The organism is Streptomyces sp. NPDC051684 (genome assembly GCF_044453445.1).
Lineage (GTDB): Bacteria > Actinomycetota > Actinomycetes > Streptomycetales > Streptomycetaceae > Streptomyces.
Map to the genome: position 1 here is coordinate 62,040 of NZ_JBITCS010000033.1, position 22,380 is coordinate 84,419.

Consider the following 22,380-nt stretch of genomic DNA (forward strand, 5'->3'; position numbering starts at 1 on the left):
GTCTTGAAGTCCGGCCGAGGTCGTGAGGTCTGGCCGACGCCTGGAGGTCCGGCCGAGGTCTTGAGACCCGGCCCGATCGGCGGCCTTCCTCCGGTCGCGTAATCTACGGCACGGGTGTTCGAGCGCCAGCCGTAGCCGGCGCCACGTGAACGACCAGGAGGGTGACCGGTGATCAGTGCGACCGCAGTCGGGGGAGTGGCCCTGATCGAACTGGGCATGGCGCTCACGCCGGGCCCGAACATGATCCACCTGGCCTCGCGCGCGATCACCCAGGGGCGCAGGGCGGGCCTGGTCAGCCTCAGCGGGACGGCCGTCGGCTTCGTGGCCTATCTGCTGGCCGCAGCCGCGGGTCTGTCCGCGCTGTTCGCCGCCGTGCCGGTGGCGTACCTGGTGGTCAAGCTGGCCGGGGCCGCGTATCTCGGCTACCTGGCCTGGGGCATGCTCAAGCCGGGCGGCCGCTCGCCGTTCTCCCCGGCCGCGGATCTGCCTCCGGTCTCCGACACCCGGCTGTTCTCGATGGGGCTGCTGACCAACCTGCTCAACCCCAAGATCGCGCTCCTGTACGCCGCGCTGCTTCCGCAGTTCCTCGACCCGCACGCCGGGCCCGCCTGGGCGCAGCTGCTCCAGCTCGGCGGCGTCCAGATCGTCGTGGGCGTCACCGTGAACGCCGTGATCATGCTGGGCGCGGCGCGGATCTCGGGGTTCCTGGCGGACCGGCCCCGCGCGATGGCCGCCCAGCGGTTCACGGCGGGGGGCCTGCTCGGCGTCTTCGCGGTGCGCACGGCGCTGTCCCGCACGCCCGTCTCCGGCTGAGTCCTGTGAACGAACCCCGGCAGGGGTGCGCGGTCAGCGGGCGAGTCGGGGGAAGAGCGCCTCGGCGTTGCCGCGGTCGATGGCCTCGGCCTGGCCGGGCGTGAAGTCGGGGTACGACGTCAGGTACTGGTTGTACGGGCACGGGTCACTCCCCGTGCCGTCCTGGCGGGAAGCCGAACGGCGGCCGCGCAGGCGATGAGCAACAGGACCGCGAGCGCCGTCAAGGTGACGCCCATCGACGCCACGAAGTGCGCACCGGAGGCGAGCAGGGTCGTCGCCAGCGCCACGCCGAGCGTCGGGCCCACGTTCATCGCTGTTTGCTGTAGTCCTCCCGCCACCCCTGCCGTGCCGAGGTCGGCCCGGCGTACGAGCGACTCCGTCGCGGCGACCATCACTGTGCCGAAGCCCGTACCCATCGCCAACGCGCAGGCTTCAACGGCCAGTTGGGTCGCCGATGTGTCGAGACGGCCGAAGCCGAACACCCCCGCCGCCAGGAGCAGCATCCCGGCCGAGGTCGTCGCCCGGGTTCCACAGCGGCGCAGCAGTGCCGGAGTGAGCGGCGCCGCCAGCACCATGCACAAGGCGGCGGGCAGCATGCGAAGCGCCGTGCCGAGCGGGTCGAGGCCGAGCACGTCCTGAAGGAAGTACGTGGCCGTGAACAGCGTGCCGAACAGCGCCGCCGAAGCCGTCAGCAGGATGACCAGCGCGGGTGCGACGGCCGGGGACGCGAGCAGGCCAGGGGGTAGCAGCGGGTCCGCCGTGCGGCGCTCGTGCGCGACAAAGCCCGTCGCCGCCGCAGCCGTACCGGCCGCGAACAGTGCGGTGCCCGCCGTCCCCCCGGCTCCCGCCAGCCCGGCCAGCGCCGCCACCAGACAGCCGAGCGACATCGCGAGCAACAGCGCGCCGCCAGGATCGAGCCCGACGGTGCGTGGTCCGAGCGGCGCCGTTCGGTCCCGCACCGCCAGGACGAGCGCGGCGATCACGACGGCGGGCAGCACCCCCAGGAAGAACACCGAACGCCAGCCCAGTTGCGTCGTGAGCGCCCCGCCGACCAGCGGACCCGCGGCTGCCGCGACACCGATCGCGCTGGTGCGCAGCGCGATCGGCATGCCGAGGGAATCGGCGGCGTAGGCCGCCCGCAGCATGCCGAGCGTCGCCGGTTGCAGCAGCGCACCGCACACCCCTTGGGCCACGCGCAATCCGATCACCCAACGGATGTCCGGCGCGAGACAGATCCCCGCGGAGGCCGCCGCGAACCCGAGCATGCCGTATCCGAAGAGCCGCGCGTGCCCGTAGCGGTCGCCGAGCCGCCCGGCGAACACCAGCAGGCTCGCCACCGCGATCAGGTAGCCGGTGCTGGTCCACTGGACTTGTGTGAGGGAGGCGTCGAGGTCGGCCTGGAGCGCGGGCTGGGCGACGGTCAGGACCGTGCCGTCGAGTGCGACGAGGACCGCGCCGACAACACTGCCCGCGAGTGCGACGCGCCGACGCACAGCAGGGCTCATCGGGGCTCCGGGCCCAGATGGGCGTCGAGCACCGCGGCCAGCAAAGGCTCGATGTCCTCGCCAGAGACGGCCAATTGGAGACTGCCCCAGCCCCACAGCTGGGCGACTCCGTGCAGGTTCGCCCAGAGTGCGCCGGCCACGACGGCGGGTGTGGTGTCGAGCCGAGCGGCGGCGACCAGCTCAGTGAGCACCTGGAACAACGGGAGGCTGGTCTCGCGCAGCCCCAACTCACCGCTCTCCAAGAGATCATGGCGGAACATCAGCTCGTACATGCCGCGGTTCCGCGCCGCGAAGTCGAGGTAAACCCGCGCGAGAGTGGCCACCTGGGTTCGCGGGTCCCGGCCGCCGTCGGCGAGAGCTCGCGTGATGCGCTCCCCGAGCTGCTCGAAGCCGCGCCGCGCGATGGCCGACAGCAGTTCGAGGTGGGTGGGGAAGTAGCGGCGGGGTGCGCCGTGCGAGACACCCGCCCTCCGGGCGATCTCGCGCAGCGACAACGCTGCCGCGCCTTCTGTGTCGACGAGTGTCACGCCGGTGTCGATGAGGCGTTCGCGGAGGCTGTCGGCGGGGGTGTCGTTCGTCTGCATAGACACTGTCTACCGGAAGGGAGTAGACGGTGTCTACTATGAGGTGTGCGTGCCTGCTGACCCACCGCAGGGGTCCTCAGCGCACCAGGAGTGAGACGGCGGTCCTCATCCGGGCCACGTAGAACTCCCGCGTCGGCGCCTGCCGTTTGAGGCCGATCGATGCGCTGATCAATGTCTGGGTGGTGGGGATGGCCGACTGTCGTGGCGACGCGTGGGTGAGCGCGCTGGTGATCAGTTCCTCGAAGCGTCGTGGTGCGGAGGCGGTGATCTCGTCGAGGAGGTGCGGGTTGTCCTCGATGACTGCCGTGATGTCGCCCGCCAGCGGGCCGATGTACCGGCCGGCCCATCGGTCGAACGCGTCCACGAGGCGGTCGGGGAGGGGGCGTTCGGTGTCGGCCAGGGTTCGCTCGATCGCGTCGAGGTCCTGTTTCAGGGTGCGGGTGGCCGCCGCGCGGAACAGGGCCTCCTTCGAGGAGAAGAGGAAGTAGAGGCCGGGCCGGGAGATGCGTGCGGCCCGTGCCACCTCCTCCATCGAGGTCTTCCGGTATCCGAATCGCGCGAACGTGGCCATCGCGGAGTCCAGGACCTGGGACCGGCGGTCGGCGTCAGGGGCGGCGTCGGGGCTGCTCATGGGGTGAGCGTAGGAGTGCGAGGCAAACTATACAAATACAGTTCAGTGCGTATAGTCGTCGCATGGCTGACCGTGTCCTCATCACCACACCTTTCAGTGCCTCCAGCACCGCGGATGAGGTGCTGCGCGGAGTCCACCTCGCAGGTGTCCGTGCCGTCGTGACCGGAGCCTCCTCCGGGCTCGGGGCCGAGACGGCGCGTGCGCTGGCCGCCGCGGGTGCGGAGGTGACGCTCGCCGTTCGTGACGTGGTCGCCGGTGCGGCCACCGCCGACCGGATCGAGAAAGCGACCGGCGGGGTCCGGCCGCAGGTCGGTCGGCTCGATCTTGCCGACACGGACTCCGTCGCACACTTCGTCGACACCTGGCGTGGGCCGCTCCATCTGCTGATCAACAATGCCGGCGTGGTCACCGCCGGCCTCGAACGCACCCGTGAGGGCTGGGAGTTGCAGTTCGCGACGAATCACCTCGGTCACTTCGCGCTGGCCACAGGACTGCACGGCGCCCTGGCGCGGGGTGCGGAGGAGAGGGGCGGAGCCCGGATCGTCTCGGTCAGTTCGACGGCACACATGCGTGCCCGTGTCGACTTCGCCGACCTGCAATTTGAGCGGCGTCCCTACGATCCGCAGCTCGCCTACGCCCAGTCCAAGACGGCGAACTCGCTCTTCGCCGTCGAGGCGAGCCGCCGCTGGGCGGACGACGGCATCGTGGCCAACGCGGTGAACCCGGGCGGCGTCGCCACGGGGCTGCAGCGGAACTTCACGCCGGAGCAGAAGGCGTCGCTCGACGCGGCCGAGGCCGCGGGTGTCTTCACGTACAAGACGGTCGAGCAGGGTGCCGCCACCACGCTCGTCGCATCCGTCGCCCCCGAGTTCGCCCGCACCGGAGGCCACTACCTCGACGACGGGCGGGAGGCGTACAGCGTGCCCGATGGCGCCGAACTCGCAGATCACCCGCACGGGGTCAAGGAGTGGGCGCTCGATCCCGACGCGGCCGAGCGCCTGTGGGCCGTCTCGACCGACCTCCTCCAATAGGGAGCGGCAACCCACCGGGTCTTCAGCATGTCGCCCCGCACGGCTACGCTGCGCGCCGCCCGGTATGCCGAATCCCTCCCCAGCCGGTAGGTGACCGCATGATCGACACGACCGACACCCGGATCCCTGAAGGGGACGAGCGGCGGATGCGCCTCGACGTCGGGAAGGACGGCGTCGGCGTGCTCACCCTGTGCCGTCCGGCCAAACTCAACGCCTGGAGCTGGGAGTCGAGTCGGCAGCTCGGCGTCATGGCCGACCGGATCCGGTTCGACGAGCGGATACGTGTGGTGCTGTTGCGCGCCGAGGGGCGGGCCTTCTGCGCCGGGATCGACGTGACCGCGCCCGGCGGCGGCATCGAAGGGGAGAGCGGTTCCGCGCGGCACCGGGCGTACTACGAAGGCATCCGGTGGGTGCACGAGCGGTTCGCCGCGTTCGCACGGCTTCCGCAGCCCGTGGTCGCTGCCGTGCAGGGGTATTGCCTGGGCTTCGGGTTCGAGCTGGCGCTCATGGCGGATGTGCGGATCGCGGCCGACGACGCCGTGTTCGCGCTGCCGGAGGCGCAGTTGGGGGTGGCCGTCGACGCGGGCGGGGATCTGCGGATCGCGCGGGAGGCGGGGGCCGGCTGGGCGAAGTTCCTCGCGCTGACCGGGCGGCGGATCGACGCGCAGACCGCACACAGGCTCAATCTCCTCCAACAGGTCGTCCTGGCGGGGGAGTTGGAGGGTGTCGCGCACGACGTGGTCGCCGAGATCGCCGGAAACGCGCCGCTCGCCGTGCAGTCCGTCAAGCGTGACATCGACGCGTACGCCGACGCCGGTCTCGACGCGGCGCTCGACCGGGTCGCCATGAGCGCGGCGCTGACGCTCACCTCCGAGGACGCGACCGAAGGGTTCACCGCGAAGGCGCGGCGCAGGCCGCCGGAATACCGGGGCGCGTGAGATGTTCGCAAAGGTGTCGGCGGAGCGCGTCGACGCCGCAGCGTCCGCCCCCGTCCGAAAGGTGACCATGTCATCCGCACCCTTCGACCCGCGCACCCTCCTCGCCGAGAGCAGGCTCGGCGTCCTCGCCACGCTCAAGGCCGACGGCCGCCCGCAGCTCTCGCCGGTGCAACCGTTCTACGACCCGGAGACCGAGACCCTGTACGTGTCGATGACCGAGGGCCGTGCCAAGACCGCGAACCTGCGCCGCGACCCCCGCGCCGCACTGGAGGTGACGGCCTCACACGGCCGGGCCTGGGCCACGGCCGAGGGTGCCGTGACGCTCGTCGGGCCGGGCGCCGATCCCAAGGGGCCCGAGGTCGAGGCGCTCGTCGACTACTACCGCAAGGCGGCCGGTGAACACCCGGACTGGGACGAGTACCGGGCCGTCATGATCTCGGACCGCCGAGTGCTGATGGCGATGGCCGTGGACCACGTGTACGGGCAGCGGCTCGGCTGATGTCCCGCGGCCCGGTCACGGTCACGGTGAGAACGGGCCGCGCCCAAGCTGCTCGCGCACCGGCGCCACCGGTGCGTTGACCAGATCGCGCCGCTGCCAGTTCGCGCCGTCCACCACCAGCGTGTGGCCGCTGACGAACCGGGCGTAGGGAGAGGCGAGGAACGTCGCCGCCCAGCCCAACTCCCGTGGCGCGCCCACCCGGAGCGCGGGCTGGCGGGCCGCCGGGTCCTCGGCGCGGTCGAGGTTCTCGCGGATGTCGGGCGTCATGTCTTCGTGCGGCATGAGGCCCGGCACTAGTCCGTTGACCTGGATCCCGTACGGGCCCCACTCCACGGCCAGCGTCTCCACCAGGTTCTTCACACCCGCCTTCGCCGCGGAACTGTGCGCGAAGCCGGGCCCGCCCGTCCACGCGTACGATGCACCGACGGCGATCACCGAGCCGGGGGTGCCCGCGGCCAGGTGACGGCGCCCGAACTCGCGGGTCATGAAGTACGTGCCGTTGAGCGTGATGTCGACGACCGTGCGCCAGCCGTTCGGTGACAACTCCTCGGCCGGTACGGGGAAGTTGGCAGCCGCGTTGTTCACCAGGACGTCCGGTGTCCGCCCGTGCCCCGCGAACGCCGCGTCGAAGACCTCCGTGATCCGGGCCGCGTCCCGGATGTCGCAGGTCGCCGCAGTGATGAGCCCGGCTCCCTCGACGGCTTGAAGCTCCTCGCGCGCGGGCGCCAGGTGCTCCGCCTTCCGGCTGACGATCATCACGTCGGCTCCGAGCCGCGCGAACTCCGCGGCCACGGCCCGCCCGAGCCCCGTCCCGCCCCCGGTCACCAGGACGAGCCGGCCGTCGTAGGTGTCCGGTGGCAGTGCGGACGCGCCGAGCGGGGGAGGGGCGGGGATGCCGCGCGGGGCGGGCGAGGAATGCGTCATGGCGCACATGGATACCTCCTGAACGCTCAACCTTCCATGGGTGGGCGGGTGTTGGGTTCCCGCGGGCCGTGGACCCCCGGTGCGCGACGGGCCCGGCCTTGCTTCGTCTATCGTTTTTCGATAGATTCCCATCGTAATTCAATGGAAAGGCTTGGGTGGGTCATGGGGAAGTGGACCGTACGAGCGCTGCGCGCCGTACTCGTCGTGGTGCTCGCGGGAACCGTGTTCGTACAGGTGTCGATGGCCTGGCTGCTGGTGAGCGGCAGCGATCCTGAGGACGGCACGCTGCCGCTGAACGCCTTCCGGGTGATCACGATCCTGGGGATGGTCGCGGCTCAGGTCGCCCTGGTCTGCGTATGGCGGCTCGTGGCGATGGTGCGGCGCGGCACCGTCTTCTCCAACGCTTCCTTCCGGTACGTGGACGGGGTGATCGGCGCGATCGTGGCGGCCGCCCTGCTGTGGTTCACGGTCACGGCCGTCAACGCGCCGGGGCAGCGGGACGACCCGGGCGTCACCCTCATCATGGGCGGGATCGGCCTGGCGATCCTCGGGGTCGCGCTCATCGTGCTCGTGCTGCGGATGCTGCTCGCTCAGGCGGCGCAGATGCGGGCCGAGCTGTCCGAGGTGATCTGATGCCGATCGTCGTCGACGTCGACGTGATGCTGGCCAAACGGAAGATGTCCGTCGGCGAGCTGGCCGAGCGCGTGGGCATCACCCCCGCCAACCTCGCGGTCCTCAAGAACGGTCGCGCCAAGGCGGTCCGCTTCACGACACTCGCCGCGCTGTGCGAGGTCCTGGAGTGCCAGCCCGGGGACCTGCTGCGGTGGGAGGGGGAGGGTGGCGCGGTCGGATGACGCGTCGGGCGCGGCCTCGTGGGCCTACCCGAGGCCGTCGAGCAGCTGCTCGATGCGGGGCCGGTCGAGCAGCGAGTGGATCTGGACGATGCGGCCGTGCGAGATCACGAAGGCCATGACCGAGACGGGCCGGCCGTCGGCGTGCACGACGACCCCGGCGGCGCCGTTGACCGTGACGGCCCGGAAGGCGGCCGCGGGGACGGCGAACGCAGCCGCGCGCCGCGCCACGTTCTGCGCGCCGCGGATCGTTGCGGTCGCAGCGGGCCTGGTGGTTCCGCCGTCGGCGTGGAAGGTGATCTCGGGGTGCAGCAGGTCGAGGAGCGCGCCGAGGTCACCGTCGCGGGACGCCGCGAAGAAGGCGTCGACCACGCCGCGCCCGGCGGCCGGGTCGGTCTCGATCTCCGTCGGATTCACGGCGTGCACCCGCCTGCGCGCACGGCTCGCGAGCTTGCGGGCCGCCTCTGTCGACGTGCCGAGGACCGCGGCGATCTCGCCGAACGGCATCCCGAAGGAGTCGTGGAGCACGAACGCGAGGCGCTCGGGCGGCGTCAGACTCTCCAGGACGATGTGCAGCGCGAGGGTGACCTGCTCGGTCAGCAGGGCCTGATCCTCCGGTCCCGGTCCCTGGTCGGGACGTACATGCAGTTCGGGTCCGAACGTGGCCGTGGGGCTCTCGGGGCGCGCCGCCCGGGCCCTGAGCTTGTTGAGGCAGGTGCGTGAGACAACCGTGGTCAGCCACCCGTCGAGGTTGGCGATGGCCGCGAGGTCCGTCGCTCCCGGGCGGCTGAGGCGAAGCCAGGCGTCCTGAAGCGCGTCCTGCGCGTCGGCGCTGTTGCCGAGAATCCGGTGGGCCAGGGCGGTCAGCCGTGGGCGACTGTCCTCGAAGCGCCGGCCGAACTGTTCTGCGGGGTCCATCGGTCACGTCCTCGTGTCGCGGGGTGTCAGTGCCTTTGACACGCGTACGAGCGACAACGTGACAGGAGCACGAAGCGATGGCCCCGAACCACTCAACGCCCACCCTGGAGGCCCGACCACGACAGCGACGGCGATCACGGCGGCGGACGGCCTTGGCGGCGTTGTGCCTGGCCGGATTCGTGATCCAGCTCGATGTCACCATCGTCAACGTCGCCCTGCCGACGATTCAGCACGAGCTCCGGACCACCCCCGAGGCGCTGGAGTGGATCATCAGCGGCTATGCCCTCGGGCTGGCGGCACTGATCCCCTTGATGGGCGCGCTCGGCGACCGGCTCGGCCACCGTCCCGTCCTGCTGGCCGGTCTCGTCGTCTTCGGCCTCTGCTCGACGGGAGCCGCGCTGGCGCCGGGCCCGCGGCGCTGGTGTGCGCACGGATCGGTCAGGGGGTCGGCGGCGCGGCGATCCTGGCGCTCACCCTCGCCGTGCTGACGGACCTCCACCCACCGGAACGGCGGTGACCCGCCGAACCTGGGCTGCTGCGTCGGGCGTCGAGCACCCGCACCCGGCGTCCCGCTCCATCGCCACGGGAGACCTGAACGCGGTCCCACCGGGGCTGCGGGCCACGGCCCGGAGCGCGTTCGAGGCGGGCTACCACGTCGCGCTCGGCGTCTGCGTCGCGAGCCTCCTTGCCGCCGTGTGGCTCTGGCTGCGCATCACGCCCCCACGGCCTCCCGCCGCGCCCGCGCCACCGCCTGCTCGCCCTCGGGCGAGAACACGCCGGAGCGGCGCCGCGCGACCTCGCGCTCGAGGTCGGCGTTGAGCAGCTGTGCGTGGATGGTGACGCCCGCCCGGTAGCCGGCGCTCGCCGCGTTGACGACCTGTTCCGCGGGGCCGGTCGCGTTGCCCACCGCCCAGACGCCCGGGACGCTCGTCAGGCCGGTCGGGTCCACGTCGACGAACGGCCCCATCGGGGTCTCCTTCGTGCGGGCCCCGAGGGCGCTCAGCAGTGAGTCGCGCGGCACCATCACCGTCGGCACGACCACCACGGAGCGCGGGAACACCCGGCCGCCTTCGAGCCGCACCCCCGTGAGCCGGTCGTCGGTCACCTCGATGCCGTCCACCCGGCCGCTCACCACGCTCACCCCGGCCGCCGCCAGCAGCTGCCAGTGCTCGTCGGGGAGGTCGTCCTCGTCCGCGCCGTTCAGGAACAGCGTCACGTCGGGGGAGAGGCCGCTGAACAGAAGGGCCTGGTGGATGCCCGTCGCCTTGCGGTAGAGGACGGCGATCGGCTGGTCGCGGACCTCGTAGCCGTGGCAGAACGGGCAGTGGATCACGTCGTCGCCCCAGCGGTCGGCGAGACCGGGAATGTCCGGGAGCTCGTCCACCAGGCCGGTGGCGACGACGAGGCGGCGTGCGTGCACCCGGCCGCCGTCCGCAAGGGTCACCTCGAACTCGCCGGAGCCATCGGGCTCCGCCGCCGTCACCCGGTCCCGGACCAGCTCGACGCCGTACTCGGTGACCTCGCGCCGCACCTCGGCGAGGAACTCGGCGGGCGGCATGCCGTCCCGCGAGGGGAAGCCGTGCATGTGCGCGGCCGGCGCGTTGCGGGGTTCGCCCGCGTCGACCACGAGGACCGAACGGCGGGAGCGGCCCAGGATCAGCGCGGCCGTCAGGCCCGCCGTCCCGCCGCCGACGACCACGACGTCGTATGCGTTCTGCCCGGCCCTTACCGGAGCCTGAGTCTGAGCCTGCATGGTGACCACCTCGCACTCGGGAACTGCTGTGCTCCCGAAGGTGCACCCGGACTCGCCGTATTGACAAACAAGCTTGCCGAAACTGCAATGGATGCATGACTCGGCACGATCACCAGGACCACGAGGACGAGCAGTCCGACGCGAGCATGGACGCCGTCCTGTCCGGCGTCGGACCCCGACTGCGCGCGCTGCGCAAGGATCGCGGTGCCACGCTGTCCGGGCTCTCCGAGACCACCGGCATCTCCGTGAGCACGCTCTCCCGCCTGGAATCGGGCCTGCGCAAGCCGAGCCTGGAGCTGCTGCTGCCCATCGCCCGCGCGCACAAGGTGCCGCTGGACGAGCTGGTCGGCGCCCCGCCGGTGGAGGATCCGCGGGTGCAGGCGAAGCCGATCGTGCGGGGCGGCCGGACCATGATCCCGCTGACCCGGAAGCCGGGCGGGCTCCAGGCGTACAAGGTGATCGAGCCGAAGCGCCGCCTCGAGCCCGAGCAGAAGACGCACGAGGGCTACGAGTGGCTGTACATGCTCTCCGGCAAGCTCCGGCTCCTGCTCGGTGAGCACGACGTGGTCCTTGAACCCGGGGAGGCCGTCGAGTTCGACACACGTGTGCCGCACTGGTTCGGGTCCACGGGGGAGGGGCCCGCCGAGTTCCTGGTGCTGTTCGGGCCGCAGGGCGAGCGGATGCACGTACGGGCGCGGCCCGCGCGCAAGAAGTCCGACTGAACGCCGCGCCGTCCGACCGGCATCCTTACCCCTCCAGGGCATTCACAGATCGGCAAGCGACCGCTTAGTATGCGGCCGAACCCGGTTTGACGAAGCAGTCCCGTGGAGGCTCCGCATGCAGGCATGGCAAGTGCACGAGAACGGCGAGCCGAGCGAGGTGATGCGCCTCGAAGAGGTCGAGCGTCCCGTGCCCGGCGAGGGGCAGGTTCTGCTCAAGGTGCGCGCCGCCAACATCAACTTCCCGGACGCGCTGCTGTGCAAGGGGCAGTACCAGGTCACGCCGCCGCTGCCGTTCACGCCGGGCGTGGAGATCTGCGGCGAGACCGAGGACGGCCGCCGCGTCATTGCCAACCCCGTGCTGCCGCGCGGCGGCCTCGCCGAATACACGGTCGCCGACGCGAAGTCCCTGCTGCCCGCGCCCGATTCGCTGGACGACGCCGAGGTCGCGGCCCTGCACATCGGCTACCAGACCGGCTGGTTCGGCCTGCACCAGCGCGCCCGCCTCCAGGCGGGCGAGACGCTGCTCGTGCACGCCGCCGCGGGCGGGGTCGGCAGCGCCGCCGTGCAGCTCGGCAAGGCCGCGGGCGCCAAGGTCATCGGCGTCGTCGGCGGCCCCGAGAAGGCGAAGGTCGCCGCCGAACTCGGCTGCGACGTCGTGATCGACCGGCGCTCCGAGGACGTCATCGCCGCCGTGAAGGAGGCCACCGGCGGCCGCGGCGCCGACGTGATCTACGACCCGGTCGGCGGCGACGCGTACAAGCAGTCCACGAAGGTCGTCGCCTTCGAGGGCCGCATCCTCGTCATCGGCTTCGCCTCCGGCGTCATCCCGACCGCCGCGCTCAACCACGCGCTCGTGAAGAACTACTCGATCGTCGGTCTGCACTGGGGGCTGTACGCCACCAAGAACCCGAAGCTCATCCCGCACTGCCACCAGAAGCTCACCGAGCTGGCCGCGAGCGGCGCCATCAAGCCGCTGGTCAGCGAGCGCGTCGACCTGAGCGACGCCGCGTCCGCCGTGCAGCGCGTCGCCGACGGCGTCACGACCGGCCGAGTCGTGGTGGTGCCGGGTCTCAACTCCCGTACGACGGAAGGGGCCTCCGCATGACCGTCGACGCAGCACAACTGCGCGAGAAGAGCCAGGAGTTCCTCGCCGCGCACCCGCCCGCGACCACACCCCGCGAGGACTTCCTCAGCGCCCGCTTCGACGCCGGGCTCGCCTGGGTGCACTACCCGGAGGGCCTCGGCGGGCTCGACGCGCCGCGTGCGCTGCAGGCCGTCGTCGAGGCCGAGCTGACCGCCGCCGGCGCGCCCGACAACAACCCGCGGCGCAACGGCATCGGGCTCGGCATGGCCGCCCCCACCATCCTGCGCTACGGCACCGACGAGCAGAAGCGGCGCTTCCTCAAGCCGCTGTGGGTCGGCGAGGAGATCTGGTGCCAGCTCTTCAGCGAGCCGGGCGCCGGGTCCGACCTCGCCGCGCTCGGCACCCGCGCCGTCCGCGACGGCGACACCTGGGTCGTCAACGGCCAGAAGGTGTGGACGTCCAACGCGCACAACGCCCGCTTCGCGATCCTCGTCACCCGCACCGACCCGGACGTGCCCAAGCACAAGGGCATGACGTACTTCGTGTGCGACATGACCGACCCCGGCGTCGAGGTCAGGCCGCTGCGCCAGATCACCGGCGAGGCCGAGTTCAACGAGGTGTTCCTCTCCGATGTCCGGATCCCCGACGCCCACCGGCTCGGCGAGGTCGGCGACGGCTGGCGGGTCGCCCAGACCACCCTCAACAACGAGCGCGTCTCCATCGGCGGCATGCGCGTACCGCGCGAGGGCGGCCTTGTGGGCATCGTCGCCAAGACCTGGCGCGAGCGCCCCGAACTGCGCACCCACGACCTGCACCAGCGCCTGGTCAAGCTGTGGGTCGAGGCCGAGGTCGCCCGCCTCACCTCCGAACGGCTGCGCCAGCAACTCGTCGCCGGACACCCCGGACCCGAGGGCGCCGGCATGAAGCTCGGCTTCGCCCGCCTCAATCAGGAGATCAGCGGCCTGGAGGTCGAACTCCTCGGCGAGGAAGGCCTGTTGTACGACGACTGGACCCTGCGCAGGCCCGAGATCGTCGACTTCGCCGGGCGCGATGCGGGCTACCGCTACCTGCGCGCCAAGGGCAACAGCATCGAGGGCGGGACGAGCGAGATCCTGCTGAACATCGTCGCCGAGCGCGTCCTGGGCCTGCCGTCCGAGCCGCGCACCGACAAGGACGTCGCCTGGAAGGACCTCGCCCGATGACCACGACGAGCACCCCGAGCACCGAACCCGACCTCCTCTACTCCGAGGAGGAGGAAGCGCTCCGCTCCGCGGTCCGCGATCTGCTCACCGACCACTGCGACGCCACCGAGGTCCTCGCCCGCGTCGACACGGACGCGCCGCACGACCGCGAGCTGTGGAAGAACCTCGCCGAGACGATGGGCCTGGCGGGCCTCCTCGTCCCGGAGGACAAGGGCGGCCAGGGCGCCTCGCACCGCGAAGCGGCCGTCGTCCTGGAGGAGTTGGGGCGCGCCGTCGCCCCGGTGCCGTACCTGACCAGCGCCGTCATCGCCACGGAAGCGCTGCTCGCCTGCGCGGGCGACGAGGCGGACACCGTGCTCGCCGCGCTCGCCTCGGGCCGCTCCGTCGGCGTGCTCACCGTGTCGCTGTCGGCCACGGCCGGGCAGGACTTCAGGGACGTACGGGAAGAGGGCGGGTCGCTGACCGGGCGCGTCACCGGCGTCGCGGACGCGGTCGCCGCCGATGTGTTCCTGGTGCCCACCGCGAGCGGCCTGTTCGCGGTCGACGCGGGCGCCGCAGGTGTCACCGTCGAGCCGCAGATCTCGCTGGACCGTACGCGCCCGCTGGCCGCCGTGACGTTTACGTCGGCCGCCGGGCGGAAGCTGGGCGACGCCGCGGCGACGGCCGTGCGGCGCGCGCTGCGGGCCGGTGCCGGGCTGCTGGTGTCGGAGCAACTCGGGCTCGCCGACTGGCTGTTGACGGAGACCGTGCGCTACACGAAGGAGCGCAACCAGTTCAACCGGCCCGTCGGCTCCTTCCAGTCGCTCAAGCACCGGCTCGCCCAGCTGTGGCTGGAGACGGTCAACACGCGAGCGGCCGCGCGCAATGCCGCCGATGCGCTCGCCACCGGCAGCGAGGATGCCGACATCGCCGTCGCGGTCGCCCAGGCGTACGCGGCGCCCGTCGCGGTGCACGCCGCCGAGGAGGCGCTCCAGCTGCACGGCGGCATCGGCATGACGTGGGAGCACCCGATCCACCTGTACCTCAAGCGCGCCAAGGCCGACTCGATCGCGCTCGGCACGGCGGGGCGGCACCGGGAGGAGCTGGCCGAACTGGTCGACCTGCGGACTCCCTGAGATCGGCCCGCACGCACAACTTCACGGGCGGGTTTTACCTCTCCTTGACGAGATGACATTATTGCGAGCTGTTCGCAATAACAGTAGATCTTGAATAGGGGTGGGTGGCGTGGCCAGGCCGGCACGGAGCGCGACAGCAGGAGCAGCGGTCATCGCACTGGCGGCGGCCGCTGCGGCCTGCGCGGCACCGAACGACGACGCCAAGGGCGGCGGCGACAGCGCCGTCGTCGGCATCGCCTACGAGCCCGACAGCCTCAGCCCGCTCCTCGGCTACGGCAAGGACGGCAACTCGAAGATCTTCGACGGGCTGCTCACGCACGACGCCGACATGAAGCTCAAGCCCGCGCTCGCCGCCGAGCTGCCGAAGGTGGGCGACGACGGCCGCACGTACACGTACAAGCTGCGCCACGGCGTGAAGTTCAGCGACGGCAAGCCGTTCACGTCGAAGGACGTCGTCTTCACGTACGAGACGATCCTCGACAAGAAGACCAACAACGCCTCCAAGACCGAACTGGACGCCGTCGAGGATGTCGAGGCGAAGGGCGACGACACCGTCGTCTTCCACCTCAAGTACCCCTACGCGCCGTTCGCCGAGCGCACCGTCCTGCCCATCGCCCCCGAGCACGTCGCGGGCCGGCAGAACGTCAACAACGGGAAGTTCACCACCAAGCCCATCGGCACCGGCCCGTACCAGCTGGTGAAGTGGTCCAAGGGCGAGAAGCTCGTCTTCAAGGCCAACCCCGACTACTGGGGCGGCGCGCCGAAGGTCGAGAACTTCACCATGGCGATCATCAAGGACGACGACGTGCGCGCCACCCGGCTGCGCTCCGGCGACCTCGACGGCGCCATCCTCCCGCCCAACCTCGCCAAGACGTTCAAGGCCGACTCCACCAAGAAGACCTACGCGGCGAACTCCTTCGACTACCGCGTCGTCACCCTGCCCACCGGCAACAAGGTGACCGGTGACACCGACATCCGGCGCGCGCTCGACATCGGTGTCGACCGCAAGGCCATGGTCGACCAGATCCTGGAGGGCGCAGGCAAGGAGGCCTACGGGCCCGTGCCCACCGACAGCCCCTGGTTCACCAAGGGCACCGAGCGCGCGCACGACCTCGCCAAGGCCAAGAAGCTGCTCGACGACGCCGGCTGGAAGGCGGGCAAGGACGGCATCCGCGAGAAGGACGGCGTCCGCGCCGCCTTCCCGCTCTGGTACCTCACCGGCGACAAGCTCCGCCAGGACCACGCCCTCGCCTACGCCTCCGACGCCAAGAAGCTCGGCATCGACGTCAAGGTCGAGAGCGGCACCTGGGAGGTCATCATGCCCCGCATGCCCAAGGATGCGGTCCTCGCCGGCGGCGGCGCGCCCGCCGACCCCGACTTCGACCAGTACATGATGCTCAAGTCCTCGCTCGCGGGCGACGGCTTCAACAACATGGCGCACTACGACAACAAGAAGGTCGACGCCGCCCTCGAGGACGCCCGCCGTACCGACGACAAGGCGAAGCGGAAGGCCGCGTACGACGCGATCCAGCGTGAACTGGTGAAGGACCCGGGCTACACCTTCCTCACCCACATCGACCACCTGTACGTGGTCGACAAGAAGTTCGGCGACCTGACCACGCAGGTCGAGCCGCACGACCACGGTCTCGCCTCGGGTCCGTGGTGGAACGTGGAGGACTGGAAGGCATGAGCAGGCGGCTCCCCTGGGGGCCGATGGCGCGCCTGACGGGCCGGCGGATCGTGTTCGCCGTGCCCGTCCTGGCCGCCGTCACCTTCGGTGTCTTCGCGATCGCCGCGGCATCCCCCTTCGACCCGGTCAAGGCCTACGCGGGCACGGCCGGGCTCACCGCGTCCCAGGAGAACCTCGACCAGCTGCGGGTCAACCTCGGCGTCGACCAGCCCCTGTTCACCCGCTGGTGGGAGTGGCTGACGTCTGCGTTCACCGGCGACCTCGGCGACTCGGCCGTCATGCGCCAGCCCGTCGCGCAGGTGATCGGTGAACGGCTCGGCTGGTCGGTGCTCCTCGCCGCCACGGCGTTTCTCGTCGCGGTCGTCCTCGGCACGCTCCTGGGCGTGCTGGCCGCGCGCCGCCAGGGCGGCTGGCTCGACCGGGCGATCACCTCGCTCGCGTACACGCTGGAGGCCGCGCCCCCGTTCTGGCTCGGCCTGCTCGCCGTGTGGCTGTTCGCGCTGAAACTGGGCGTGCTGCCGGCGGGCGGACTCACCGACACCGGCTCGTCGACCGTCACCGCTGGACAGGTGCTGTCCCATCTCGCACTGCCCGCGGGCGTGCTGGCGATCTCGCAGCTTCCGTGGTTCGTCCTGTACGTACGTCAGGGCGTGGGCGACGCGCTCGACGAGGACCCCGTGCGCGGGGCCAGGGCCCGAGGGCTCGCGCCGCGCACCGTCCTGTTCGGGCACGCCCTGCGCTCCGGCACGCTGCCCGTGCTCACGCTCATCGGCTCCCGTGTCCCCGAACTCATCACCGGGGCACTGCTCGTGGAGACCGTGTTCAGCTGGCCGGGCATCGCCGCCGCCACCGTGCAGGCGGCCACGTCCGTCGACTTCCCGCTGCTCGCCGCCGTCACCGTCCTCGCGACGCTCGCCGTGCTCGCCGGGAACTGGGCCGCCGACCTGCTGTACGGCATCGCCGATCCGAGGGTGGGCTTCGATGGCTGACCTGACTCTTGCCTGGCGCACGCACGGGGCGCGGCGCCGCTCCACGCGCGCGTGGCGAGTGCGTTCCTCCGCCGTGATCGTGGCGGTGGTGGTGCTCGCCGCGCTCCTTGTACCACCGCTCACCAACCTCGACCAGCAGGCCGTCGACCTCGCCGCGAAGCTCCAGCCGCCGTCCTGGGCGCACCCGTTCGGCACCGACGACGTCGGCCGCGACCTGCTGCTGCGCAGCGTGTACGGGCTGCGGGTCTCGCTGCTCGTCGGCGTCGTGGCGGCCGTCGTCGCGACCGTCATCGGCACCGCCGTCGGGGCGCTCGCGGGCGCGCTCGGCGGCTGGGTGGACCGGGGCGTGATGCGCGTCGTGGACACCTTCTCGTCCGTGCCGCACCTGCTGCTCGGCATCTTCATCGTGGCGATGTTCCGGCCCGGCGTGTGGCCGGTCGTGATCTCGGTGGGCCTGACGCACTGGCTGTCGACCGCCCGCATCGTGCGCGCCGAGGTGCTGTCGCTGCGCTCGCGCCCCTACGTGGACGCGGCCATCTCCGGCGGCGCCTCACGGTGGCGGGTGACGGCCAGACACCTGCTGCCCGGCGTCCTCCCGCAGGCCGCGCTCGCCGCGGTCCTCATGGTCCCGCACGCCATCTGGCACGAATCCGCGCTGTCCTTCCTGGGGTTGGGCCTGCCCACCCACCAGGCCAGCCTCGGCACGCTCGTGCAGACGGCACGCGGCTCGCTCCTCGCGGGCGACTGGTGGCCGACCCTCTTCCCCGGCCTGTTCATCATCGTGCCGACGCTGGCCATCGCCGGGCTCGCGGGCGCCTGGCGCGAACGCCTGAACCCCCGCCGCCGATCGGAGCTGACCCTGTGACCACGGTGCTTTCGGTGGACGGCCTGTCCGTACGGTTCCGGATGCGCGACGGCGCGTACGTACGAGCCGTCAGCGATGTCTCCTTCGACCTCGGGGCGGGGGAGTGCCTGGCCCTCGTCGGCGAGAGCGGCTGCGGCAAGTCGGTCCTGGCGTCGGCGCTCCTCGGCCTGCTGCCGCAGAACGCGGAGACGGCCGGCTCGGCGCGCCTCGGCGACCTGGACCTGATGGCGGCCGACGAGACGACCCTCGCGCGCACGGTCCGCGGCCGCCGGATCGGCCTCGTGCCGCAGAGCCCGGCCGCCCACCTCACGCCGGTCCGCACGATCCGCTCCCAACTCGCCGAGACACTACGGCAGTTGACGGGCACGCCGCGCAGGGGGCCGCGCCTGGAGGAAGCCGTCGTGGCGGCAGCCGAGCGGGCCGCCTTCCCGCTCGATCACCTCGACCGGTACCCCCACGAACTCTCCGGCGGGCTGGCGCAGCGCGCGGCGACCGCGCTCGCCCTCGTCGGGGACGCGCCGCTGCTCCTGGCGGACGAGCCCACCACCGGCCTCGACCGGGACCTCGTCGAGCGCACGGTGGACGAACTGCGCCGCCACATCGGCGGCGACCGCGCACTGCTGCTGATCACGCACGACCTCGCGGCGGCGGAACGGATCGCGGACCGGGTGGCGGTCATGTACGCGAGCCGCATCGTCGAACTGGCCGACGCGGAGGCCTTCTTCGGCACGCCGGGCCCCCGCCACCCGTACGCCCGCGGCCTCCTGAACGCCCTGCCCGACCGCGCGTTCACCCCGATCCCCGGGATGCCGCCGGAACTGAACGCGCTGGGGGAGGGCTGCGCCTTCGCGCCGCGCTGCCCGGGCGCCGACGACCGGTGTGCCGTGCTGCCCGCGCTCGCGGATGGTGTGGCCTGCCACCACCCCGTACCGGCCCACCAGGAGGCCACCCGTGCTTGAACTGCACTCCATCACCGCGGGCTACGACCGACGCGCACCGGTCGTCCGCGACGTGACCCTCACCGTCCGCCCCGGCGAGAGCGTCGGACTCCTCGGCCCCAGCGGCTGCGGCAAGTCGACGCTGGCCCGCGTCGCGGCTCTGCTGCACGCCCCGGACGCGGGCCGTGTGGTCATCGACGGCGAGGCGGCCCGCGGCTGGCGACACCGCGCACCGCGTGCCCAGCGCACCGCGTTCGGCGTCGTCTTCCAGCAGCCGCGCCTGTCCGCCGACCCGCGCCTGCGCCTCGCCGACCTGATCGCGGAACCCCTGCGCGCGAACGGCGCCGAGCACGCGGCCCGGGTACGCGAGCTGGCCGACACGGTGGGCCTGTCCACCGACCTCCTCACCCGCCGCCCCCACGAGGTCAGCGACGGCCAGCTCCAGCGCGCCTGTCTCGCCCGCGCCCTCACCCTGCGCCCCCGCTGGCTGATCTGCGACGAGATGACCGCGATGCTCGACGCGTCGACCACGGCCGCGCTGGTGGGCGTCGTCGAGGACTACCGCCGGGAGACCGGGGCGGGACTGCTGGCCGTGGGCCACGACCGGGTGCTCCTGGAGCGGTGGTGCGGGCGGACCGTGGAGTGGGCGGAGCTGGCGGGGGCGTAGCCGACCGGATCAGGGGCGAGCGAGCACCGCCCCGGCGTCCTCGGTCCCCGACGTGTTCCGGGCCTCCATGGCACCGTCGGAGTCGGCCGGCCGTGCGGGGCGCGGCGGGGTGTTCATCAGCGCCGCGACGAGGACCGCGCCGACCACAAGGATTCCGGCGGCCCAGGTGTCCGCCGTCACGAACCCGTCCAGCATCGCCTCCTTGGCGAAGTCCGGGCTGCCGCCCCGTGCGGCGTGCGCGGCCACATAGGCGGCGGTCGCACTCGTGGCGATGGTGTTGAGCAGCGCCGTGCCGATCGACGTGCTGATCTGCTGCGCCGTGTTGACGGTGGCCGAGGCGACACCCGCGTCGCGCTCGTCGACGCCGTGCGTGGCGTAGTTGAAGGCCACCGGCATGATCATGCCCGCCCCGAGTCCGAGCAGCAGCCCCGAGACCAGCACGCCCTCCGGGTAGCCGGAGTCGGTGTCCATCGTGCGCAGCCACAGCATGCCGCCCGCGATGAGCGCCATGCCCGGCACGATCAGCAGCCGCGGCGCGACCCTGGGCAGCAGACGGGAGGCGAGCCCGCCCGCCGACGCCAGGACCCGCCACGGTCATCGGAAGGAAGGCCACCCCGGTCCGGAACGGCGAATACCCCTTCACGGCCTGCAAGTAGTACGTCATGAACAGGAACGCGCCGAACATGCCGACCAAGGCGAGTCCGATGCCCAGATGGGCGGCGCCCCGGTCCGGTCGGCGACCAGTACGCGGCGGCAGCATCGGCTGCGCCACCCGGCTCTCGACCACGGCGAACGCGGCGCGCAGCACCGCACCGCCGACCAGCAGACCGATGACGGGACCCGAGCCCCAGCCGTCGGACTCCGCCCGGCTCGTTCCGTACACGAGCGCGACGAGCCCGCCGGTCACCAGGAGCACACCAGGGATGTCGAACCGGGCGCGCCCCGCACTGCGCGACTCGGTGAGCAGCGCGTACCCGCCGGCCACCGCCACCAGCGCGATCGGCACGTTCACGTACAGGCACCAGCGCCAGTCAAGGGTCTCGGTGAGCGCCCCGCCCGCCAGCAGCCCGATCGCGCCGCCCACGGCCGTCGTGGCGCCCCAGATGCCGAACGCCTTGGCGCGCTCCGCGGGCCGGGTGAACGACACGGTCAGCAGCGACAGGGCGGCCGGGCCGAGCAGCGCGGCGAAGGCGCCCTGCAACGCGCGGGCGGCAAGGAGCAGTTCGAAGCTGCTCGCCGCGCCCCCGATCGCCGAGGCGCCGGCGAAGCCGAGCAGCCCGATCAGAAAGGTCCGCCTGCGTCCGGCGATGTCCGCGACACGGCCGCCGAGCAGCAGCGGGCTGCCGAAGGCCAGTGTGTATCCGGTGATGGTCCACTGCCGGTCCCCGTCGGAGATGCCCAGGTCGCGCTGGAGCGACGGCAGGGCGATGTCCACGACCGTTCCATCGAGAACGACCATGAGTTGGGCCAGGGCGATGAAGCACAGCGCTGCCCAGCGGCGCGCATCGGGCGCCTGCGCCTTGGTGGTTGGCATGACTTCGTCCTCACTCGTGGTGCCGCATGCCGCGCAGTCCGTCGACGCGGCGTCCTGACGAGCACAGGACGGCGGCGGCCCGCGCCCCGTAACAGCCCCACGGCGCGACGTGGGTCACTGTGGCCGGATGTCACACGGAGGTCGGCCGCGTCGTCTGGTGCTCGGGACGGGACCGGGATCGACCAGGCGGGAGCCGAGCATGAGGCAACACGACGAGCGGAGTCGGGCAGGGGCCGTGGACGAGGCGACCGAGGTGTTCGTCGCCCATCGCAATCTGCTCTTCACCGTCGCCTACGAAATGCTGGGCTCGGCCGCCGATGCCGAGGACGTGCTGCAGGAGACCTGGCTGCGCTGGGTGCGCTTCGACCTGGCCGTCGTGCGCGAGCCCCGCGCCTACCTGGTGCGGATCGTCACCCGGCAGGCGCTGGACCGGGTGCGCGCGCTCGGCCGGCGCAAGGAGTCCTACGTCGGTCCGTGGCTGCCCGAACCGCTGCTGACCACACCCGATGTGGCGGAGGACGTCGAACTGGCCGACAGCGTGTCCATGGCGATGCTGCTCGTGATGGAGACCCTCGCGCCGGTCGAACGCGCGGTGTTCGTGCTGCGCGAGGTGTTCGGTGTGGAGTACGAGGGGATCGCCGCGGCCGTTGACAAGACCCAGGCAGCGGTGCGCCAGATCGCCTTTCGGGCACGGTCCCACGGGGCCGCCCGCCGGCCGCGCGGCATCGTCTCACCGGCCCAGACCCGGGCCGCGCTCGCAGCCTTCCAAACCGCGGTGGAAACCGGTGACATGCGGCGGCTGCTCGACATCCTGGCGCCGGACGTGATCGCGCTGAGCGACGGAGGCGGCATCAAACACGCCCTGCCGCGGCCCGTGGTGGGGTCGGACAAGGTGGCCCGCCTGCTGGCCTCCGGCTGGTGGCGGCGGGACGCGGACAGGTCGGTCGAGATCATGCAGATCAACGGCGGCCCCGGGCTCGTCGTCCGCGTCGCCGGCGAGATCGACGGGGTGGTGGCGGTGCGCGTCGAGGACGACTTCGTGACCGGCGCCTACCACGTACGCAACCCGAAGAAGCTCTCCCGTGTGCGCCGGGCGACCGCCGTGAGCCGCTGAAGCTGGTCCACCG

Annotated in this window: 23 protein-coding genes and 1 pseudogene; 17 read left to right on the forward strand and 7 right to left on the reverse strand. The window is 71.9% G+C overall.

The features are described from left to right. Positions 1–168 precede the first annotated feature (168 nt). On the forward strand, positions 169–813 hold the full coding sequence (locus ACIA8D_RS31950) for a LysE family translocator (RefSeq protein WP_399237636.1): 645 nt from the start codon (positions 169–171) through the stop codon (positions 811–813). Between the two features lie 119 nt (positions 814–932). Here the strand turns inward: ACIA8D_RS31950 and ACIA8D_RS31955 are convergent, their stop codons facing one another. From ACIA8D_RS31955 to ACIA8D_RS31965, 3 genes are all read right to left on the reverse strand, one after another. Next, a complete protein-coding gene (locus ACIA8D_RS31955) occupies positions 933–2,318 on the reverse strand; it encodes an MFS transporter (protein WP_399237637.1) in 1,386 nt (461 codons plus the stop codon). After that, entirely contained in the window at positions 2,315–2,902 is a 588-nt protein-coding gene (locus ACIA8D_RS31960; protein ID WP_399237638.1) for a TetR/AcrR family transcriptional regulator, read from the reverse strand. Before ACIA8D_RS31960 ends, ACIA8D_RS31955 begins: the two co-directional genes overlap by 4 nt. A gap of 76 nt (positions 2,903–2,978) precedes the next feature. Then, the gene (locus tag ACIA8D_RS31965) at positions 2,979–3,533 is read right to left on the reverse strand and encodes a TetR/AcrR family transcriptional regulator (protein ID WP_399237639.1); all 555 of its coding nucleotides are present in this window, start codon (positions 3,531–3,533) and stop codon (positions 2,979–2,981) included. Between the two features lie 62 nt (positions 3,534–3,595). Here ACIA8D_RS31965 and ACIA8D_RS31970 point away from each other — a divergent pair, with 62 nt between their 5' ends. The 3 genes from ACIA8D_RS31970 to ACIA8D_RS31980 all read left to right on the forward strand — a co-directional run bounded on the left by ACIA8D_RS31970 (position 3,596) and on the right by ACIA8D_RS31980 (position 6,001). Further along, a complete protein-coding gene (locus ACIA8D_RS31970) occupies positions 3,596–4,564 on the forward strand; it encodes an SDR family NAD(P)-dependent oxidoreductase (protein ID WP_399237641.1) in 969 nt (322 codons plus the stop codon). A gap of 98 nt (positions 4,565–4,662) precedes the next feature. Beyond that, the gene (locus tag ACIA8D_RS31975; RefSeq protein ID WP_399237642.1) at positions 4,663–5,502 is read left to right on the forward strand and encodes an enoyl-CoA hydratase/isomerase family protein; all 840 of its coding nucleotides are present in this window, start codon (positions 4,663–4,665) and stop codon (positions 5,500–5,502) included. Between the two features lie 67 nt (positions 5,503–5,569). Beyond that, entirely contained in the window at positions 5,570–6,001 is a 432-nt protein-coding gene (locus ACIA8D_RS31980; RefSeq protein WP_399237643.1) for a PPOX class F420-dependent oxidoreductase, read from the forward strand. Between the two features lie 21 nt (positions 6,002–6,022). Here the strand turns inward: ACIA8D_RS31980 and ACIA8D_RS31985 are convergent, their stop codons facing one another. Further along, complete coding sequence (locus ACIA8D_RS31985) at positions 6,023–6,934, reverse strand: SDR family oxidoreductase (protein ID WP_399237645.1); 912 nt, start codon at positions 6,932–6,934, stop codon at positions 6,023–6,025. 153 nt (positions 6,935–7,087) lie between these two features. On the opposite strand from ACIA8D_RS31985, the gene ACIA8D_RS31990 reads away from it, so the two are divergent. Both ACIA8D_RS31990 and ACIA8D_RS31995 read left to right on the forward strand, forming a co-directional pair. Beyond that, positions 7,088–7,558, forward strand: coding sequence for a DUF2975 domain-containing protein (locus tag ACIA8D_RS31990; RefSeq protein ID WP_399237681.1), 471 nt, complete (start codon positions 7,088–7,090; stop codon positions 7,556–7,558). Further along, entirely contained in the window at positions 7,558–7,779 is a 222-nt protein-coding gene (locus ACIA8D_RS31995; RefSeq protein ID WP_385755076.1) for a helix-turn-helix domain-containing protein, read from the forward strand. The genes ACIA8D_RS31990 and ACIA8D_RS31995 overlap by 1 nt, the downstream gene beginning before the upstream one ends. A gap of 24 nt (positions 7,780–7,803) precedes the next feature. On the opposite strand, the gene ACIA8D_RS32000 is transcribed toward ACIA8D_RS31995, so the two are convergent. Next, entirely contained in the window at positions 7,804–8,694 is an 891-nt protein-coding gene (locus tag ACIA8D_RS32000) for a sigma-70 family RNA polymerase sigma factor (protein WP_399237646.1), read from the reverse strand. A 77-nt stretch (positions 8,695–8,771) separates the two neighbouring features. On the opposite strand from ACIA8D_RS32000, the gene ACIA8D_RS32005 reads away from it, so the two are divergent. Then, entirely contained in the window at positions 8,772–9,182 is a 411-nt protein-coding gene (locus ACIA8D_RS32005) for an MFS transporter (RefSeq protein WP_399237647.1), read from the forward strand. Positions 9,183–9,406: 224 nt separating this feature from the next. On the opposite strand, the gene ACIA8D_RS32010 is transcribed toward ACIA8D_RS32005, so the two are convergent. After that, positions 9,407–10,447, reverse strand: coding sequence for an NAD(P)/FAD-dependent oxidoreductase (locus tag ACIA8D_RS32010; RefSeq protein WP_399237648.1), 1,041 nt, complete (start codon positions 10,445–10,447; stop codon positions 9,407–9,409). A 95-nt stretch (positions 10,448–10,542) separates the two neighbouring features. Between ACIA8D_RS32010 and ACIA8D_RS32015 the strand changes: the two genes are divergently transcribed. The 9 genes from ACIA8D_RS32015 (at position 10,543) to ACIA8D_RS32055 (ending at position 19,719) form a co-directional block, all read left to right on the forward strand. After that, a complete protein-coding gene (locus tag ACIA8D_RS32015; protein ID WP_399237649.1) occupies positions 10,543–11,169 on the forward strand; it encodes a helix-turn-helix domain-containing protein in 627 nt (208 codons plus the stop codon). A gap of 115 nt (positions 11,170–11,284) precedes the next feature. Beyond that, the gene (locus tag ACIA8D_RS32020) at positions 11,285–12,274 is read left to right on the forward strand and encodes an NADPH:quinone oxidoreductase family protein (RefSeq protein WP_399237650.1); all 990 of its coding nucleotides are present in this window, start codon (positions 11,285–11,287) and stop codon (positions 12,272–12,274) included. After that, positions 12,271–13,455, forward strand: coding sequence for an acyl-CoA dehydrogenase family protein (locus ACIA8D_RS32025; protein WP_399237651.1), 1,185 nt, complete (start codon positions 12,271–12,273; stop codon positions 13,453–13,455). The genes ACIA8D_RS32020 and ACIA8D_RS32025 overlap by 4 nt, the downstream gene beginning before the upstream one ends. Next, on the forward strand, positions 13,452–14,570 hold the full coding sequence (locus ACIA8D_RS32030) for an acyl-CoA dehydrogenase family protein (protein WP_399237652.1): 1,119 nt from the start codon (positions 13,452–13,454) through the stop codon (positions 14,568–14,570). Before ACIA8D_RS32025 ends, ACIA8D_RS32030 begins: the two co-directional genes overlap by 4 nt. A gap of 109 nt (positions 14,571–14,679) precedes the next feature. Continuing rightward, positions 14,680–16,260: an ABC transporter substrate-binding protein gene (locus ACIA8D_RS32035; protein ID WP_399237653.1), complete on the forward strand. Its 1,581-nt coding sequence runs from the start codon at positions 14,680–14,682 to the stop codon at positions 16,258–16,260. Then, positions 16,257–17,249 (forward strand): ABC transporter permease, encoded by a 993-nt coding sequence (locus ACIA8D_RS32040; RefSeq protein ID WP_399237654.1) that lies wholly within the window; start codon positions 16,257–16,259, stop codon positions 17,247–17,249. The genes ACIA8D_RS32035 and ACIA8D_RS32040 overlap by 4 nt, the downstream gene beginning before the upstream one ends. Then, positions 17,242–18,114 (forward strand): ABC transporter permease, encoded by an 873-nt coding sequence (locus ACIA8D_RS32045; protein WP_399237655.1) that lies wholly within the window; start codon positions 17,242–17,244, stop codon positions 18,112–18,114. The genes ACIA8D_RS32040 and ACIA8D_RS32045 overlap by 8 nt, the downstream gene beginning before the upstream one ends. Positions 18,115–18,155: 41 nt before the next feature. Continuing rightward, entirely contained in the window at positions 18,156–19,073 is a 918-nt protein-coding gene (locus ACIA8D_RS32050; RefSeq protein ID WP_399237682.1) for an ABC transporter ATP-binding protein, read from the forward strand. Next, on the forward strand, positions 19,066–19,719 hold the full coding sequence (locus ACIA8D_RS32055) for an ABC transporter ATP-binding protein (RefSeq protein ID WP_399237657.1): 654 nt from the start codon (positions 19,066–19,068) through the stop codon (positions 19,717–19,719). The genes ACIA8D_RS32050 and ACIA8D_RS32055 overlap by 8 nt, the downstream gene beginning before the upstream one ends. A gap of 9 nt (positions 19,720–19,728) precedes the next feature. Here ACIA8D_RS32055 and ACIA8D_RS32060 read toward each other — a convergent pair. Further along, positions 19,729–21,253: pseudogene (locus ACIA8D_RS32060) on the reverse strand (MFS transporter). Between the two features lie 199 nt (positions 21,254–21,452). On the opposite strand from ACIA8D_RS32060, the gene ACIA8D_RS32065 reads away from it, so the two are divergent. Next, positions 21,453–22,367: an RNA polymerase sigma-70 factor gene (locus ACIA8D_RS32065; protein ID WP_399237658.1), complete on the forward strand. Its 915-nt coding sequence runs from the start codon at positions 21,453–21,455 to the stop codon at positions 22,365–22,367. The last annotated feature ends 13 nt before the right edge of the window (positions 22,368–22,380 follow it).

What these genes read in the sequence shown, in the direction of transcription:
- ACIA8D_RS31955 (WP_399237637.1), bottom strand. Translation starts at nt 2,318, where the DNA reads ATGAGCCCTGCTGTGCGTCGGCGCGTCGCACTCGCGGGCAGTGTTGTC.
- ACIA8D_RS31960 (WP_399237638.1), bottom strand. Translation starts at nt 2,902, where the DNA reads ATGCAGACGAACGACACCCCCGCCGACAGCCTCCGCGAACGCCTCATC.
- ACIA8D_RS31965 (WP_399237639.1), bottom strand. Translation starts at nt 3,533, where the DNA reads ATGAGCAGCCCCGACGCCGCCCCTGACGCCGACCGCCGGTCCCAGGTC.
- ACIA8D_RS31970 (WP_399237641.1), top strand. Translation starts at nt 3,596, where the DNA reads ATGGCTGACCGTGTCCTCATCACCACACCTTTCAGTGCCTCCAGCACC.
- ACIA8D_RS31975 (WP_399237642.1), top strand. Translation starts at nt 4,663, where the DNA reads ATGATCGACACGACCGACACCCGGATCCCTGAAGGGGACGAGCGGCGG.
- ACIA8D_RS31980 (WP_399237643.1), top strand. Translation starts at nt 5,570, where the DNA reads ATGTCATCCGCACCCTTCGACCCGCGCACCCTCCTCGCCGAGAGCAGG.
- ACIA8D_RS31985 (WP_399237645.1), bottom strand. Translation starts at nt 6,934, where the DNA reads ATGTGCGCCATGACGCATTCCTCGCCCGCCCCGCGCGGCATCCCCGCC.
- ACIA8D_RS31990 (WP_399237681.1), top strand. Translation starts at nt 7,088, where the DNA reads ATGGGGAAGTGGACCGTACGAGCGCTGCGCGCCGTACTCGTCGTGGTG.
- ACIA8D_RS31995 (WP_385755076.1), top strand. Translation starts at nt 7,558, where the DNA reads ATGCCGATCGTCGTCGACGTCGACGTGATGCTGGCCAAACGGAAGATG.
- ACIA8D_RS32000 (WP_399237646.1), bottom strand. Translation starts at nt 8,694, where the DNA reads ATGGACCCCGCAGAACAGTTCGGCCGGCGCTTCGAGGACAGTCGCCCA.
- ACIA8D_RS32005 (WP_399237647.1), top strand. Translation starts at nt 8,772, where the DNA reads ATGGCCCCGAACCACTCAACGCCCACCCTGGAGGCCCGACCACGACAG.
- ACIA8D_RS32010 (WP_399237648.1), bottom strand. Translation starts at nt 10,447, where the DNA reads ATGCAGGCTCAGACTCAGGCTCCGGTAAGGGCCGGGCAGAACGCATAC.
- ACIA8D_RS32015 (WP_399237649.1), top strand. Translation starts at nt 10,543, where the DNA reads ATGACTCGGCACGATCACCAGGACCACGAGGACGAGCAGTCCGACGCG.
- ACIA8D_RS32020 (WP_399237650.1), top strand. Translation starts at nt 11,285, where the DNA reads ATGCAGGCATGGCAAGTGCACGAGAACGGCGAGCCGAGCGAGGTGATG.
- ACIA8D_RS32025 (WP_399237651.1), top strand. Translation starts at nt 12,271, where the DNA reads ATGACCGTCGACGCAGCACAACTGCGCGAGAAGAGCCAGGAGTTCCTC.
- ACIA8D_RS32030 (WP_399237652.1), top strand. Translation starts at nt 13,452, where the DNA reads ATGACCACGACGAGCACCCCGAGCACCGAACCCGACCTCCTCTACTCC.
- ACIA8D_RS32040 (WP_399237654.1), top strand. Translation starts at nt 16,257, where the DNA reads ATGAGCAGGCGGCTCCCCTGGGGGCCGATGGCGCGCCTGACGGGCCGG.
- ACIA8D_RS32045 (WP_399237655.1), top strand. Translation starts at nt 17,242, where the DNA reads ATGGCTGACCTGACTCTTGCCTGGCGCACGCACGGGGCGCGGCGCCGC.
- ACIA8D_RS32050 (WP_399237682.1), top strand. Translation starts at nt 18,156, where the DNA reads ATGCGCGACGGCGCGTACGTACGAGCCGTCAGCGATGTCTCCTTCGAC.
- ACIA8D_RS32065 (WP_399237658.1), top strand. Translation starts at nt 21,453, where the DNA reads ATGAGGCAACACGACGAGCGGAGTCGGGCAGGGGCCGTGGACGAGGCG.